Consider the following 16,187-nt stretch of genomic DNA (forward strand, 5'->3'; position numbering starts at 1 on the left):
AGCGAGATATCATTCCGAAAATTCATGCTGCGCTGGTAACGTTGCCTGACAACAAGAATCAAGGCCCTTTTTATGCTCAACAAGCGCCATCTCCCCTCGATCACGGCGTTGCAGTGTTTTGAAGCAGTGACCCGTCACCTGAGCTTCACCCGCGCCGCCGAAGAGCTGAACCTGACCCAGAGTGCCGTCAGCAAACAGGTCGCGCAGCTCGAAGAGTTGCTGCAGCACTTGCTGTTTCGCCGTGTGCGCCGCCGCCTTCAGCTCACACCCGCCGGCGATCTGTATCTGGTAGAAGTCCGAAAAATCCTGACCCAGGTCGAGATGTCGACCCACACCCTGCGCTCCTATGGCGGTGAAACGGAAGTATTGCGAGTCTCGACCCCATCAACCTTCGGTGCCCGCTGGCTGGTGCCGCGCCTCAAGGGCTGGGGGATTCGCCATCCGCAGATCCATCTGGACCTGTGCAACGAGCAACAAGGCGACGATCTGCTGCAAGGGCGCAGCGATCTAGCGTTTTATTTCGGCCAGGGTTCACGACCGGGCAGTGAGTGTCTGAAGCTGTTTGGCGAGGAACTGGTGGCCGTGTGTGCACCCTCAAGCCTGCCGCGCACGCCAATGACGGACCCAACCCAACTGACGGATCTGGTGCTGTTGCAAAACGCTTCGCGGCCGCAGGCCTGGCACGAGTGGTTCGAGGATCAGGGGTATTGCACCGACCACAGCTATCACGGGCCACGCTTTGATACCTTCTATATGTGCATCCGTGCCGCGCAGGAGGGATGTGGCGTGGCGCTGCTACCCAAATTCCTGGTGGAAGAAGAATTGGCCGACGGCAAACTGGTGATCGCCTGGCAACACCTGATGCCGAGTCGCGACTCGTATTACCTGGCGTATCCTGAACATTCGGCAGGCGTGCCCAAGGTGCGCGCGTTTGTGAGCTGGATGATGGAGCAACTGAATGAACAGTGAGCCTCTATATACTCGGTTGCAGGTCAAGTGAGGTACGCAAATCTTCGTAGCAGCTGACGAAGGAACGAGGCTGCGTCCGGCTGCGCAGCAGTCGTAAAGCCATTCAGCTGTGGTGTTTCAGATACATCGTGCACACCGGGTTTACGACTGCTGCGCAGCCGGACGTAGCCTCGCACTGCTCGTCAACTGCTACAGGGTTTTGCTCGTCTCGTTGCTTCAAATATAAAAACCGCTGGCAAAAGCGCCTGCGGATATGCGCCACTAGCGCCATTCATTGAAAAAGCTGAACACCGTGGCAATAAGGCACGGGCAGCATGGAGATTGCCGCTATGAGCGAGAGTGTATTTGCCGATCGCATCGTGCAGAACCTGCTCGACACTGACTTCTACAAATTGACCATGATGCAGGCGGTGCTGCACAACTACCCCAACGTTGAAGTCGAGTGGGAATTCCGCTGCCGCAACAGCGAGGATTTACGCCCCTATCTCAACGAGATTCGCCACCAGATCGAACGCCTGGGCGAGCTGAGCATGACTCAGGACCAGTTGGGGTTTCTGGAGCGAATCACGTTTATGAAGCCCGACTTCATACGCTTCCTGGGCCTGTTTCGCTTCAATATGCGCTACGTTCACACCGCTATCGAAAACGGCGAGCTGGTTATCCGCCTGCGTGGGCCGTGGCTGCATGTGATTTTGTTTGAAGTGCCAATGCTGGCGATTGTCAGCGAAGTACGTAACCGCTCGCGTTATGCAGACACGGTGCTGTCCCAGGCCCGCGAGCAGCTGTATCGCAAATTCGACTGGTTGCAGGCCAACGCCAGCACCGAAGAATTGTCCGAGTTGCAGGTCGCCGACTTCGGTACTCGCCGACGGTTTTCGTATCGCGTGCAGGAAGAAGTGGTCAGCGTACTCAAACACGATTTCCCCGGGCGCTTTGTCGGCACCAGCAACGTCAATCTGTCCCGCGAGCTGGACATGAAACCGCTGGGCACCATGGCCCACGAGTGGATCATGGCGCACCAACAACTGGGGCCGCGACTGATCGACAGCCAGAGTGCAGCGCTCGACTGCTGGGTGCGGGAATATCGCGGTTTACTGGGGATAGCCTTGACGGACTGCATCACCACCGATGCCTTCCTGAAAGATTTTGATCTGTACTTTGCCAAGCTGTTCGACGGTTTGCGCCACGACTCGGGCGATCCCGTAGTGTGGGCTGAAAAATGCATTGCCCATTACCACAAGCTGGGCATTGATCCGATGAGCAAAACTCTGGTGTTCTCCGACAGCCTGACCCTGCCCCGGGCGCTGGAAATTTTCCGCGCACTGCGCGGCAGAATCAATGTCAGCTTCGGCATCGGCACCAACCTGACCTGCGACATTCCAGGGGTTGAGCCGATGAGTATCGTGCTTAAAATGACCGCCTGTAATGGCTCGCCAGTGGCCAAGATTTCCGATGAGCCGGGCAAGACCCATTGCTCCGACCCAAACTTCGCCGCCTACTTGCGCCACGTTTTCCAAGTTCCTGAACAGTCTTCCAAGGAGTGAATCATGCAGGCCATACAGCGTCAGATTGCTGAAGACCTCAAGGTCCAGCCGCCGTTTAAAGACATCGCCGCCCTTGAGGCCGAGGTCGCCCGACGCATCACTTTTATACAGTGCTGCCTGCACAACGCCAGGCTCAAGACCCTGGTACTGGGTATCAGCGGCGGGGTCGACTCACTGACCGCAGGCTTGATGGCACAGCGCGCGGTCGAGCAGTTGCGCGAGCAGACCGGCGATCAGGCGTACCGCTTTATTGCCGTGCGCTTGCCGTACGGCGTGCAGCACGACGAAGTCGACGCCACGGCGGCAGTCGACTTTATCAACCCGGATGAGCGTCAAACCGTAAACATCGGCCCAGCCGTCAAGGCCCTGGCCGCTGAAGTAAGCGCCTTTGACGGCAAGCCGCCAGCCACCGTGGATTTTGTGCTGGGCAACACCAAGGCGCGGATGCGCATGGTGGCGCAATACACCATCGCCGGCGCGACTGGCGGGCTGGTGATCGGCACCGACCACGCGGCCGAAGCGGTGATGGGCTTCTTCACCAAGTTCGGTGACGGTTCCTGTGACCTGGCGCCGCTCAGCGGGCTGGTAAAAAATCAGGTGCGGGCAATTGCGCGGCACTTTGGTGCCCCGGAATCACTGGTAGAGAAAGTCCCTACTGCCGACCTTGAAGACCTGGAGCCGGGCAAACCTGATGAAGCATCCCACGGCGTGACCTATGCCGAGATTGATGCCTTCCTGCATGGCGAACCGGTGAGCGACGAAGCGTTCAACATCATCCGCAGCACGTACGAAAAAACCCACCACAAGCGTGAGATGCCGTTCGCGCCTTGATCATTGTGGGAGCGGGCTTGCTCGCGATGCAGGCGCCGCGATTTGTCAGGCAAATCGAGGTGGTGCTATCGCGAGCAAGCCCGCTCCTACAGTGGTTTCATCATAGGCAATACGAAAAAACGGAATGAACCCCGCGTTTTTTTTCGCTTGTCGCCCCCTCTTGCACAGGCTTTGATAGACGTCTATTTCGTCGCCAGAGCCCTGCCCCATGTCTTCTTTCGATGGTTTGTTCTCCCTTGTCGATTCTTTGCTCGGTCAACCGGCATCCACCTGGTTGCGCAAGCATGTCGAGGTGCCTGAAGGGCTGCTGCGTTTCAGTTGGCATGAGCAGGCGCTGCACCGGGCATGGCTCGCCGAGGCATTGAACCTGTGCCTGCTGCACAAGCTGGTGGAGGCCGTACCGGATGGTCGACGCTATGTGCAAGAACAGGCTCAACACGGGCGCAAGGTGGTGTTTGACCACGGAGCTATCCGCACGGTGGACTGGCCCGCAAACGGCGAGCTGCCCCGTGGCCGTCAGGCATTTTCCCGTTTGCTTGAGCCCTTGGGCTTTACCGATGTTCGAACCTACCCCCTGACCAAACTGAACATGACTGGCTGGGGCTACAGACAAATGGACCTGCCCGAGGACATTGCGCAGTTCTTTGTCTCGGAACTGCATCCGGGGCGTTTCAGCGAAGCCTTTCAACAAGCCGTCAGCCGTGTGGTCGGCTCCAGCCTCGACCCGCTACAAGCCGAGCACGAAAGCATCCTCAAACGCCTGAGCCTTACCCGCCATTGCAGCCTGAGCGAAGCCCAAACCCTGTTACCGGCGCTGTATCAGGCATTCGGCTGTCAACATGGCGTGGTACACGAAGCGGACTATCAGTGCCTGCTCAATGAAAGTGCCGAAATGGCCTGGATTGCCACCGAGGGCAACAGCTTCAACCACCTCACCGACCGGGTAGAGGATCTTGAAGCCTGCGTCGCGCAGCAACGTGACCTGCAGCGGCCAATGAAGGACAGCATCGAAGTCTCGGCCTCGGGCAGAGTCATGCAAACCGCGTATCGTGCCTGCACCGTCACCCGAGGCTTGATCGATGGCGCCGGGGTGTACCGAGAGCACACTGTGCCCGGGTCGTTTGTGGAGTTTATTCAGCGCAAGGTCGACCCCGAGACTGGCCGCATCGATCTGAACTTCGACAGCAGCAACGCCCAAGGCATTTTCAAGATGACCGACTCAAAAGCCTGACCCTGAATGCAAACAGCCCTGACACAAGGCCAGGGCTGTTGGTGGGCTGCGGGGTCTTATTTAAGAACCACGGCGCCTTTCATCATCGAGTTGTGGCCCGGGAAGGTGCAGAAGAATTCATACTCTTCGCCCGCCTTGAGTTTGGCCACGTCGAAAGTCACCGAGTCTTTCTCACCGGCGCCGATCACTTTGGTGTGGGCAATTACGCGCTCGTCACCGTCTTTGAGGTAGTTTTTATCCAGGCCAGCTGCAATACCGTCAGTCGAAATTGCCTGCATGTCTGCCTTTTTGCCCAGGACCCAGTTATGGCCCATGACGTTTTTCGGCAGGCTGCCGGAGTGCGTCAGGTTCACAGTGAAGGTCTTGCAGGATTTGTCGATGACGATCTCTTTGGTGTTGTAAGACATCTGGTCAGTCGAATCGACAGTCACAGCGCACTCAGCCGCCAACAAATGGCCGCTGGCCAAGGTCAAAAGGGATACCGCAACAACTTTGGCAAACATGGTGGATCTCCAAGGCAGGGTATGAAAAGCAAAATCTGTATACAGATTGCCTGAAAATTGTATCGATTCATATGATCTGGGTCATGGTCTATCGCTATGATCGAGACAATTGATCTGTAAAACGGACATAGCGCATATAACCTTAGGTCATCATTTTGATTTTTGGGGAATAAGTGATGAGACTTCCGGCATTAATGACCTGTTTGCTGGCCGCCTATGCCTGTGGCGCCTGTGGTCGCGACGAGATTTAATCCACAACCGGTTTTTGGGTGGGTGTAGAGTCGTATTTTCAGCGCAAAATACAACCTTGCAAAAACCCAGCTAACGGCTAAGCACTAATACAGGGCAGAATACGCGCCGCTTAACCTCACCTTCGACCCCAAGAGGATCGCCCATGGCCAAACCAAACTATAACTTCGCTAAGCGTCAAAGAGACTTGGCTAAAGAGCAGAAGAAAGAGGAAAAGCTTGCCCGCAAGAAAGCGGCTGCTGAAAGTGGCATCGTAGACACCGAACTGGATGACGAAGTCGACGCCGAAAGTGAAGTCGCCGCAGAAGATACCGGCGCTACAGAAGATAAAGCTCCAACTGCTTAAGCTCCCCCCTCGGCCCGGTTATCCACAACCCGGCCCACAGGATCTGTGATCAGGATCAGCAGCCCGGCTGCTGATCCTCGCAGTTAGCCAGAACGCCCTCAGACGCTTTCAAGCGCACGCCCTACCCTTTGCTCAGCAAACAGCCTACGCACGCCAGGCAGGCTTCTCAGCGCGCAGAAAGCACAACGCCAGCCCTAAGGCTGGCGTTGATGTGCCACTTAATACACAAACTCCGTAGCAGCTGCCGAAGGAGCCAGAGTTAGCGAGGCACTACCGGCTTGCGGGTCGGCTTTTGGCTTTTGCCGCCCTTGGCTGCTTCGTGACGCTCTTTAGCAGCCTGCTTGTTACGGGCAAATGCCGCAGCCTTGGCCTGTTCACGCTTGTCCCACGGGTTACCACCATCGCTGGCACGCGGCGGCAGGCCGGTGTGCTGGGTAAGAATCTTGGTGGTTTTCTCACCGGCTACCTTGTGGCTGCCAGCAGGCGTCGAGTTTTTGCGACGCGCACTCTGGTAGCTGTCAGTCGCGGGCTGATGCAGCGGGATCAGTTGATCCTTGCCCGAACCGATCAGGTCAGCACGACCCATGCGGGTCAGAGCTTCACGCAGCATTGGCCAGCCTTTCGGGTCGTGGTAGCGCAAGAACGCCTTGTGCAGACGGCGCTGCTCTTCGCTCTTGACGATAGTCACCGAGTCGCTCTTGTACGTGACCTTGCGCAGCGGGTTCTTGCCCGAGTGGTACATCGCGGTGGCAGTAGCCATCGGCGACGGGTAGAACGCCTGCACCTGGTCGGCACGGAACCCGTTGGTCTTGAGCCAAATGGCCAGGTTCATCATGTCTTCGTCTTTGGTGCCGGGGTGAGCGGCGATGAAGTACGGGATCAGGTACTGCTCTTTGCCTGCTTCCTTGGTGTACTTCTCGAACATGCGCTTGAACTTGTCATAACTGCCAATGCCCGGTTTCATCATCTGGTTGAGCGGACCTTCCTCGGTGTGTTCCGGGGCGATCTTCAGATAACCACCAACGTGGTGAGTTACCAGCTCTTTCACGTATTCCGGCGACTCGACCGCGAGGTCATAGCGCAGACCGGATGCGATCAAGATTTTCTTAACGCCCGGCAAGGCGCGGGCACTGCGATACAGCTGGATCAGCGACGAGTGGTCGGTGTTCAGGTTCGGGCAGATACCGGGGAATACGCAGGACGGCTTGCGGCACGCGGATTCGATCTCAGGCGTTTTGCAGGCGATGCGGTACATGTTCGCGGTCGGACCGCCGAGGTCGGAAATGACACCGGTGAAGCCTGGCACCTTGTCGCGGATCTCTTCGATTTCGCGAATGATCGACTCTTCGGAACGGTTCTGGATGATTCGGCCTTCGTGCTCGGTGATCGAGCAGAAGGTGCAGCCGCCGAAGCAGCCACGCATGATGTTCACCGAGAAACGAATCATGTCGTAGGCCGGGATCTTTTCCTTGCCGTACGCAGGGTGCGGAACACGTGCGTATGGCATGCCAAACACGTAGTCCATTTCTTCGGTGGTCATCGGGATCGGTGGTGGGTTGAACCACACGTCCACTTCGCCATGCTTTTGCACCAGCGCACGGGCGTTGCCCGGGTTGGTTTCAAGGTGCAATACACGGTTCGCGTGAGCATACAAAACCGAGTCACCACGCACTTTTTCAACCGATGGCAAACGGATAACCGTCTTGTCACGGGTCATGCGCGGGCTAGCCAGGATTTGCACCACCTTGGCTTCGTTCGGATCTTCGACCGGGCCCTTTTCCTGCTCGATAGCGCAGGCCTGGGTGTCCTGGGTATTGACGTACGGGTTGATGATCTTGTCGATCTTGCCCGGACGGTCGATACGCGTGGAGTCGACTTCGTACCAGTCTTTCGGCGTGTCACGGCGAATGAACGCGGTGCCGCGAACGTCAGTAATGTCTTCGATCTTGTGACCGTAGGACAGACGCTGGGCCACTTCAACAATGGCGCGCTCGGCGTTGCCGTACAACAGGATGTCGGCGCAGGCGTCGATCAGGATCGAGTTGCGTACGCGGTCCTGCCAATAGTCGTAATGCGCGATGCGGCGCAGGGAAGCCTCGATGCCACCGAGCACGATCGGTACATTTTTATAGGCTTCCTTGCAGCGCTGGCTGTACACCAGGCTGGCGCGATCCGGACGTTTGCCAGCCATGCCACCAGGGGTGTAGGCGTCATCGGAACGGATCTTTTTGTCAGCGGTATAGCGGTTGATCATCGAGTCCATGTTGCCGGCTGCGACGCCGAAGAACAGGTTCGGCTCGCCCAGCTTCATGAAGTCGTCTTTGGACTGCCAGTTCGGCTGGGCAATGATGCCCACACGGAAGCCCTGGGACTCCAGCAGACGACCAATGATCGCCATACCGAACGAGGGGTGATCGACATAGGCATCACCGGTGACGATGATGATGTCGCATGAATCCCAGCCAAGCTGATCCATCTCCTCCCTGCTCATCGGCAGGAATGGCGCTGGACCGAAACATTCGGCCCAGTACTTCGGATAGTCAAATAGAGGCTTGGCTGCTTGCATGTCGATGACCGGTGTTGAGTACAGAAAATGGGGGCGCGTCATTTACTAAGAAATTCGCGGGCGCGGAATATAGCACAAAAAATGATCAATTCCGACGGCAATGGTCGGAATTGATTGGCACACGTTGATTAACCGTGGGAGCCAGCCTGCTGGCGATGGCATCACTGCGGTGTACCTGAAAGCTCACACAGGAGCCAGGCGGATTAATCGTCGTCGAAGTTGTAGCTGCCCGGCGCCAGGTTTTCAAAGCGCGTGTATTTGCCGATAAACGCCAGGCGCGTAGTACCGATCGGGCCGTTACGCTGCTTGCCGATGATGATTTCGGCAATGCCCTTGTGCTCGGTTTCGGGGTGGTACACCTCGTCCCGATACACGAACATGATGACGTCGGCATCCTGCTCGATGGCTCCGGATTCACGCAAGTCGGAGTTGATCGGGCGCTTGTTGGGCCGTTGCTCAAGGGAACGGTTGAGCTGCGACAACGCCACGACCGGGCAGTTGAATTCCTTGGCCAGGGCCTTGAGAGATCGCGAAATCTCGGAAATTTCGTTGGTCCGGTTGTCACCGCCCGAGCCCGGGATCTGCATCAGTTGCAGGTAGTCGATCATGATCAGACCGATTTCACCGTGCTCACGCACCAAGCGTCGGGTCCGCGCGCGCATTTCCGATGGGCTGATACCGGCCGTGTCATCGATAAACAGCTTGCGGTCATTGAGCAGGTTGACCGCCGACGTCAGGCGCGGCCAATCGTCGTCTTCGAGGCGACCGGCACGGACCTTGGTCTGGTCGATACGACCCAACGACGACAACATACGCATGATCAGCGATTCGCCTGGCATCTCGAGGGAGTAAACCAGTACCGCTTTTTCACTGCGCAGAACGGCGTTTTCAACGAGGTTCATCGCAAAGGTGGTTTTACCCATCGATGGACGACCAGCAACGATGATCAAGTCCGACGGTTGCAAGCCACTGGTCATGCCGTCCAGATCGGTATAGCCGGTGGACAGGCCAGTGATCGCGTTGTCGGTATTGAACAGGGTGTCGATGCGGTCGATAGCTTTGGTCAACAGATCGTTAACGCTGACCGGGCCGCCGGTTTTTGGCCGGGCCTCGGCAATCGCAAAAATCTGACGCTCGGCTTCATCGAGAATTTCTGCCGCATTGCGCCCCTCGGGGTTGAACGCGCTGTCGGCGATTTCAGTGCTGATGCCGATCAGCTGACGCAAGGTGGCGCGTTCGCGAACGATCTGCGCATAGGCCTTGATGTTAGCGACCGACGGGGTGTTTTTTGCCAGCTCACCGAGGTAACCCAAGCCACCGACTTGCGAGGTCTGACCTTCCTTGTCCAATTGCTCGGCAAGGGTCACGACGTCGATCGGGGAGTTCTGGTCCGCCAGCTTGGCGATGGCCCGAAAGATCAGGCGGTGGTCATGCCGATAGAAATCGCCGTCCGAGACCTGATCCAACACGCGTTCCCAGGCGTTGTTATCCAGCATCAAACCACCGAGCACGGCCTGTTCGGCCTCGATGGAATGCGGAGGCACCTTCAGGGCTGCGGTTTGTAGGTCGTATTGCTCAGGAGCGGAGATATCGTTCATGGCCACTTGAGTTGTTTGTAAAAACAGGGGGTTTGAAAATCAGAAACTGCAGAAAGACAAAGGGCACGACCTGTAAACAGGATCGTGCCCGATGTTAACCGTCTGACACACAAGGTGCCAGTCAGTTAAGACTGCTTAAGCAGCTACCACAACAACGCGTACGGTTGCTTCAACTTCGGCGTGCAGGTGCACAGCCACGTCGAATTCGCCAACGTTGCGGATAGTGCCGTTCGGCAGACGAACTTCGCTTTTAGCAACTTCAACGCCGGAGGCGGTCAGTGCATCAGCGATGTCGTGAGTACCGATCGAACCGAACAGCTTGCCTTCGTCGCCAGCGGTGGCAGTGATAGTCACTTCCAGCTCAGCCAGTTGGGCAGCGCGTGTTTCAGCCGAAGCTTTTTTGTCTGCAGCAGCTTGTTCCAGCTCAGCACGACGCTCTTCAAACGCAGCCAGGTTGGCAGCGGTTGCAGCGGTAGCTTTGCCGTACGGCAGCAGGTAGTTACGACCGTAACCGGCCTTAACATTTACTTTGTCGCCCAGGTTGCCCAGGTTCGCGACTTTTTCCAGAAGGATCAGTTGCATGTGAAAATCCTCTTAACTTTTAACCTTCACCGTCCGCAGAGTCTTTATCGACACCTTTCGGTGCCAGACGTCCACGAAAATCAATCAGGCTGTCGACAATGGCCAAGACCACGAGCAACGGATAGATCAGCTGCATAAATAGCAACAGCGTGACGTACAACCCCACCAACCAAAACTTGGCCAGTCGCTTTTGCGCCACCAGCCCGTGAATCAGGGCTAGCCCGGCGAAGAACAACGCTACGCTGCACAACGGCGTAAGCATGGCCATTTCAGGACCGAAATTCGGCCCTATAAGCATGCACGCCAGCAATACGAGCGCTGGTCCCAGCGGTAGGCGGATGCTGCGAAATTCGCTGGCAAAACCGCCCGGGTTATACAACAACGCCTGCCAATAACGCCCAAGTATCAGGCTAAGCACGCTGACGACCTGCATCAAAGCTGCAATCAAACCGGTGAGGACGGGTGCAATCAGTGCTCCAAGGCGCGCTCGCTCTACGGCAGATAACTTGTCGTAGAGACCATTGAGGACCTGCGGCAGAAGTTTTTCCAACTCCTGCGCCATCGCACCAATGGGTTCGCGGAAAACCGTACCCAGGATCACGCCATACACCACACCCAACGCTACGCTGACCAGCAGCACGCGATTCCAGGACTGGCCGGCGCGTAACATCAACGCCAACCCCAGAGTTCCCAGCAACACCATAAGGGTGCGAGGTTCTCCGATAAACCACCAGACCAAGGCCGGTAGTAAAGCCCATGAGAGGATGCTCAAGGCATCTCTCGGACCGCGCCGCAGGAGCACAAGGCAACCTGCAGCAGCACTCAACCAGAACAAAAACGGCAATGCCGCACATCCGGCCACGATTAACGTGGCCTGCACACGGCCTCGCATGATGAACTCAGCTAAGGCACGCATGCTTTCAATCCTTTACTACTTGTCGACTGCCCGGTCTCAGCGGCCGTGGCTGTCGGTGTAGGCCAGCAGGGCCAGGAAGCGGGCGCGCTTGATAGCGGTGGCCAGCTGACGCTGATAACGAGCTTTAGTACCGGTGATGCGGCTTGGAACAATTTTGCCGGTCTCGGATACGTAAGCTTTCAGAGTGTTGAGATCCTTGTAATCGATCTCTTTCACTTCTTCTGCGGTGAAGCGGCAGAATTTACGACGACGGAAGAAACGTGCCATGTAATTGGCTCCTCAAAAGGTCCGTGGATTACTCGTCAGCGTTATCGCTGGCGTCGCTGTTATCGCTGTCATCGCCATCGGCGCTGTCAGAATGCTCAGGACGGTCACGACGCTCACGGCGCTCACTGCGGTTCTCTTCAGCCTTGAGCATCTCGGACTGGCCAGTTACGGCTTCGTCGCGACGGATGACCAGGTTACGGATCACAGCATCGTTGTAACGGAAGTTGTCTTCCAGCTCAGCCAGGGCTTTGCCAGTGCACTCAACGTTCAGCATCACGTAGTGAGCCTTGTGAACATTGTTGATTGCGTAGGCCAGTTGACGACGGCCCCAATCTTCCAGACGGTGGATTTTGCCGCCGTCTTCTTCGATCAGCTTGGTGTAACGCTCTACCATGCCGCCGACTTGTTCGCTTTGATCCGGGTGGACCAAAAAGATGATTTCGTAATGACGCATGAATGCTCCTTACGGGTTGTAGCCTGCCGCTAACTAAAAAGCGGTCAGACAAGGAGTGAATGACACTTGTGTGTCTTGCCTAGAGAGGCACATATGCGCCCGCCATGACGGCAAGGGGCGCAATTGTAGAGAAGGGACAACAGAGGCGCAAGGCAATTGGTGATTATTTGAACAATCTTTAGTCACCAAAACTCTGTAGCCGCTGCCGCAGGCTGCGATAAGGCCGAAGGCCCTCAAACGCAGACCGTCAGGCCGAGCGCTTCGCGCCCGATCGCAGCCTGCGGCAGCGACTACAAGTCTTGCTTACTTCTTCTTCGAAGAAGTCTTGGCTTTGACGCTGCGCTGACGCAGGGCTTCGAACAGGCAGACGCCTGTCGCAACCGATACGTTCAGGCTGCTGACGCTACCGGCCATTGGCAGGCGCACCAGGTAATCGCAATGCTCACGCGTCAGGCGACGCATGCCCTTGCCTTCAGCACCCATGATCAGGATGGTCGGGCCAGTCAGGTCTTGCTCGTACAGTTCCTGCTCGGCTTCACCAGCAGTGCCGACGATCCACAGACCGCGCTGCTGAAGCTTTTTCAGGGTGGCCGCAAGGTTGGTAACTGCAACCAACGGAATAACTTCCGCTGCACCACAGGCCACTTTCCGTACAGTCGGAGTCAAGGTTGCAGACTTGTCCTTGGGCACGATAACCGCCAACGCACCGGCAGCATCGGCCGTACGCAGGCAAGCACCCAAGTTGTGCGGGTCGGTTACGCCGTCCAGCACCAGAATCAGCGGAGCACCTTCGGTGCGATCCAGCAATTCGTTGAGCATGGCCTCACCCCACACCTGGCTCGGGCTTACATCAGCCACAACACCCTGGTGCACGCCCTCAACCCAAACGTCCATTTCGCGACGCTCAGCATTGCCCACCGCTACCCGGCTTTCATCAGCCAGCGCGATCAGGGTCTGAACGCGAGGATCGCTACGACCCTCCGCCAGCCATACCTGCTTGACGCGCTTTGGGTGATGACGAAGCAACGCTTCTACAGCGTGAATGCCGTAGATTTTTTCCAACTGACTCATGACTTGGCCTTAGGTTTGCGCGACCCGCCGCTTTTGGCAGCAGGAGCGGCGCCCGATTTTGGCGGGCCTTTACGATGTTTACTCGGCTTGGAGGGCTTGCCTGCATCTTTAGCAGGTGCAGCCCTACCCGACTTTCCCGGCTCCGATGTCCGACCGCCGCTTTTTGATTCGGCCAGCAACGCCTGCTTCAATTCACGGCTCTTGCGCAGCTCGGCGTTTTTCGCCGCAGCATCGCTAGGGCGATAGGTGTCGTCGGTGGACTTCTTGACAGCCTTGGCTGGCGCACTACGACGTGCAGCAGGTGCTGGCTCGACTGGTTTTTCAGTCGGCTTGGTGCCCGACTTGCCTGCATTTTTAGCTTTAGGCGCATCAGCAGTGCGATTTTTACGACCAATCGGCGCGCTGAGGGTTTTTTCCGCCATTTCGAAGTCGATTTTGCGTTCGTCGAGATCGACGCGCATTACCCGCACTTCAACGGTGTCGCCCAAGCGGAAGCTGCGACCGGTGCGCTCGCCCGCCAGGCGGTGATGCACAGGATCGAAGTGGTAGTAGTCACCCGGCAAGGCGGTCACGTGAACCAGACCCTCGACGTAGATATCGGTCAGTTCCACGAACAGGCCAAAACCGGTGACTGCCGTTACTACACCCGGGAACGACTCGCCGACGCGATCCTTCATGAACTCGCACTTGAGCCAGTTGGTCACGTCACGCGTAGCTTCATCAGCACGGCGCTCGCTCATGGAGCACTGCTCGCCGAGCTGCTCCAGGATCGCTTCGTCGTACGGATAGATACGCGCTTTCGGAATGGTCATCGCGCCAGCACGGCGAACGTGCGGGGTGTCCATTTTGGAATGGATCACGCTGCGAATTGCGCGGTGCGTCAACAGATCCGGGTAGCGACGAATCGGCGAGGTGAAGTGGGTATAGGCTTCATAGTTCAGGCCGAAGTGACCCTGGTTATCAGCGCTGTATACCGCCTGGCTCAACGAACGCAGCATCACGGTCTGGATCAGGTGGAAATCAGGACGATCCTTGATGCTGGCCAGCAATGCCTGGTAATCCTTCGGCGACGGACCATCCTTGCCTTTGTGCAGGCTCAGACCCAGCTCACCGAGGAACGCGCGCAGCTTTTCCAGACGCTCCGGCGGCGGACCATCGTGAACGCGATACAGCGCAGGAATTTCGTGCTTCTTGAGGAACTCAGCTGTGGCTACGTTAGCGGCCAGCATGCATTCTTCGATCAGCTTGTGCGCGTCGTTACGGGTGGTTGGGCGAATGTCGGCGATTTTGCGATCGGAACCGAAGATGATTCGGGTTTCCTGAGTTTCAAAATCAATCGCGCCACGAGTATGACGGGCAGCCAGCAGCACTTTATACAGCGAGTACAGCTGCTTGAGGTGCGGCACTACATCAGCGTATTCGCTGCGCAGTTGCTTGGCTTCGTTGGTTTTCGGCTGTTCCAGGATGGTGCTGACCTTGTTGTAGGTCAGGCGCGCCTGGGAGTGAATCACCGCCTCATAGAACTGGTAATCGGTCATTTCGCCGGTTTTGGAGATAGTCATCTCGCAAACCATGGCCAAACGGTCGACTTTCGGGTTCAGGGAGCACAGGCCGTTGGACAGCTGCTCAGGCAGCATCGGGATCACGCGCTCAGGGAAGTACACCGAGTTACCGCGAACTTGCGCTTCAGCATCCAGTGCCGAACCGATTTTCACGTAGCTGGAAACGTCGGCAATCGCCACGTACAACTTCCAACCGCCGGAGAACAGGCGCAACTTGCCAGGCTTGGCTTCACAGAAAACGGCGTCATCGAAGTCGCGCGCATCTTCGCCGTCAATGGTGACGAACGGCAGATGACGCAGATCGATGCGCTTCTCTTTGTCTTTGTCTTCGACTTCCGGCTTCAACCGGCCTGCTTCCTTAAGGACAGCTTCGGGCCAGACGTGAGGAATGTCGTAAGTACGCAGGGCAATATCGATTTCCATGCCCGGAGCCATGTAGTTGCCTACGACCTCAAGCACATCGCCTTGCGGCTGGAAGCGTGGCGTCGGCCAGTGAGTAATCTTCACTTCAACGAACTGGCCAACTTTCGCGCCAGCGTTGCGGCCCGGCGTTACCAGCACTTCTTGCTGGATCTTCGGGTTGTCGGCTACTACAAAGCCGATGCCGCCTTCTTCAAAGTAACGACCCACGATGGTTTCGTGAGCACGCGACACCACTTCGACGATCACGCCTTCACGACGACCACGACGGTCCAGACCCGAAACACGGGCCAGCGCACGGTCGCCATCGAACACCAGGCGCATTTGCGACGGGCTCATGAACAGGTCGTCGCTACCATCATCCGGGATCAGGAAGCCGAAGCCATCACGGTGACCACTGATGCGGCCGAGAATCAGGTCGAGCTTGTCCACCGGCGCATAAGTGCCCCGACGAGTGTAAATAAGCTGGGCATCGCGTTCCATCGCACGCAGGCGACGACGCAAGGCCTCGATTTGGTCTTCTGTAGTCAGACCGAACTCTTCCACCAACTGTTCACGAGCAGCAGGCGAGCCACGCTCGGCCAGGTGCTGAAGGATCAGTTCACGGCTAGGGATAGGGTTTTCGTATTTTTCCGCTTCACGTGCGGCCTCGGGATCGAGGGTCTGCCAATCGGCCATTAGATAGTTTTCACCTTGTCTATATGCGGGTTAGTTTGGCATACGCGTATTGAAACGGGAAATTTCAGGCACACACTGGGCCTTAATAGTCCTTTCTGACCCGCTTTGACGCTGCAGCCCAACCGTTCGCGAAAAATTTTCAATATTTTTAATCACAACGCTTTACAGGTCAAAGGGTCATCCGTATAGTGCGCGCCATCGACAACGGCAACAGTGTTGAAGATAATGCCCAGATGGTGAAATTGGTAGACACGCCAGCTTCAGGTGCTGGTGATCGCAAGGTCGTGGAAGTTCGAGTCTTCTTCTGGGCACCAATTCGAGATTGCAGAGTAGTACACTCTTCAGCCTCACACAAAAACCCGCGAAAGCGGGTTTTTGCATTTAAGATCTTCTAAGCCGC

The 16,187-nt window shown here is 56.9% G+C and carries 14 protein-coding genes and 1 tRNA gene; 6 read left to right on the top strand and 9 right to left on the bottom strand.

Going from position 1 to position 16,187, the window contains the following annotated elements:
- The first annotated feature begins 72 nt into the window (after positions 1–72).
- The 4 genes from U5A05_RS22030 (at position 73) to U5A05_RS22045 (ending at position 4,575) form a co-directional block, all read left to right on the top strand.
- Positions 73–969, top strand: coding sequence for a LysR family transcriptional regulator (locus U5A05_RS22030; protein WP_321834836.1), 897 nt, complete (start codon positions 73–75; stop codon positions 967–969).
- Positions 970–1,298: 329 nt separating this feature from the next.
- Entirely contained in the window at positions 1,299–2,513 is a 1,215-nt protein-coding gene (gene pncB / locus U5A05_RS22035) for a nicotinate phosphoribosyltransferase (protein WP_261739959.1), read from the top strand.
- Between the two features lie 3 nt (positions 2,514–2,516).
- Positions 2,517–3,344, top strand: coding sequence for an ammonia-dependent NAD(+) synthetase (gene nadE / locus U5A05_RS22040; protein WP_261739960.1), 828 nt, complete (start codon positions 2,517–2,519; stop codon positions 3,342–3,344).
- Between the two features lie 208 nt (positions 3,345–3,552).
- Positions 3,553–4,575: a DUF1338 domain-containing protein gene (locus tag U5A05_RS22045; RefSeq protein ID WP_321834838.1), complete on the top strand. Its 1,023-nt coding sequence runs from the start codon at positions 3,553–3,555 to the stop codon at positions 4,573–4,575.
- A gap of 56 nt (positions 4,576–4,631) precedes the next feature.
- On the opposite strand, the gene azu is transcribed toward U5A05_RS22045, so the two are convergent.
- The gene (gene azu, locus U5A05_RS22050) at positions 4,632–5,078 is read right to left on the bottom strand and encodes an azurin (protein WP_261739962.1); all 447 of its coding nucleotides are present in this window, start codon (positions 5,076–5,078) and stop codon (positions 4,632–4,634) included.
- Positions 5,079–5,472: 394 nt separating this feature from the next.
- Here azu and U5A05_RS22055 point away from each other — a divergent pair, with 394 nt between their 5' ends.
- Positions 5,473–5,673, top strand: a complete 201-nt coding sequence (locus U5A05_RS22055; protein WP_261739963.1) for a hypothetical protein — start codon at positions 5,473–5,475, stop codon at positions 5,671–5,673.
- A gap of 259 nt (positions 5,674–5,932) precedes the next feature.
- On the opposite strand, the gene U5A05_RS22060 is transcribed toward U5A05_RS22055, so the two are convergent.
- From U5A05_RS22060 to rnr, 8 genes are all read right to left on the bottom strand, one after another.
- Positions 5,933–8,239 carry a YgiQ family radical SAM protein gene (locus U5A05_RS22060; protein WP_261742508.1) on the bottom strand — a complete coding sequence of 769 codons (2,307 nt, stop codon included), beginning with the start codon at positions 8,237–8,239 and terminating at the stop codon, positions 5,933–5,935.
- Between the two features lie 203 nt (positions 8,240–8,442).
- On the bottom strand, positions 8,443–9,837 hold the full coding sequence (gene dnaB, locus U5A05_RS22065; RefSeq protein WP_048360319.1) for a replicative DNA helicase: 1,395 nt from the start codon (positions 9,835–9,837) through the stop codon (positions 8,443–8,445).
- A 135-nt stretch (positions 9,838–9,972) separates the two neighbouring features.
- The gene (gene rplI / locus U5A05_RS22070; RefSeq protein WP_003439047.1) at positions 9,973–10,419 is read right to left on the bottom strand and encodes a 50S ribosomal protein L9; all 447 of its coding nucleotides are present in this window, start codon (positions 10,417–10,419) and stop codon (positions 9,973–9,975) included.
- Positions 10,420–10,438: 19 nt separating this feature from the next.
- Complete coding sequence (locus tag U5A05_RS22075) at positions 10,439–11,335, bottom strand: YybS family protein (RefSeq protein ID WP_321834853.1); 897 nt, start codon at positions 11,333–11,335, stop codon at positions 10,439–10,441.
- Between the two features lie 36 nt (positions 11,336–11,371).
- Entirely contained in the window at positions 11,372–11,602 is a 231-nt protein-coding gene (gene rpsR / locus U5A05_RS22080; protein ID WP_003171373.1) for a 30S ribosomal protein S18, read from the bottom strand.
- A 28-nt stretch (positions 11,603–11,630) separates the two neighbouring features.
- A complete protein-coding gene (gene rpsF, locus U5A05_RS22085; protein WP_003439045.1) occupies positions 11,631–12,056 on the bottom strand; it encodes a 30S ribosomal protein S6 in 426 nt (141 codons plus the stop codon).
- Between the two features lie 303 nt (positions 12,057–12,359).
- Positions 12,360–13,127 (bottom strand): 23S rRNA (guanosine(2251)-2'-O)-methyltransferase RlmB, encoded by a 768-nt coding sequence (gene rlmB / locus U5A05_RS22090; protein ID WP_048360323.1) that lies wholly within the window; start codon positions 13,125–13,127, stop codon positions 12,360–12,362.
- Positions 13,124–15,787 carry a ribonuclease R gene (gene rnr / locus U5A05_RS22095; RefSeq protein WP_321834857.1) on the bottom strand — a complete coding sequence of 888 codons (2,664 nt, stop codon included), beginning with the start codon at positions 15,785–15,787 and terminating at the stop codon, positions 13,124–13,126. The genes rlmB and rnr overlap by 4 nt, the downstream gene beginning before the upstream one ends.
- Before the next feature lie 227 nt (positions 15,788–16,014).
- On the opposite strand from rnr, the gene U5A05_RS22100 reads away from it, so the two are divergent.
- Positions 16,015–16,101: transfer RNA gene (locus U5A05_RS22100), tRNA-Leu, on the top strand.
- Positions 16,102–16,187 lie beyond the last annotated feature (86 nt).

The sequence above is a fragment of the Pseudomonas kulmbachensis genome (assembly GCF_963681935.1).
Taxonomy (GTDB): Bacteria; Pseudomonadota; Gammaproteobacteria; order Pseudomonadales; family Pseudomonadaceae; genus Aquipseudomonas; species Aquipseudomonas kulmbachensis.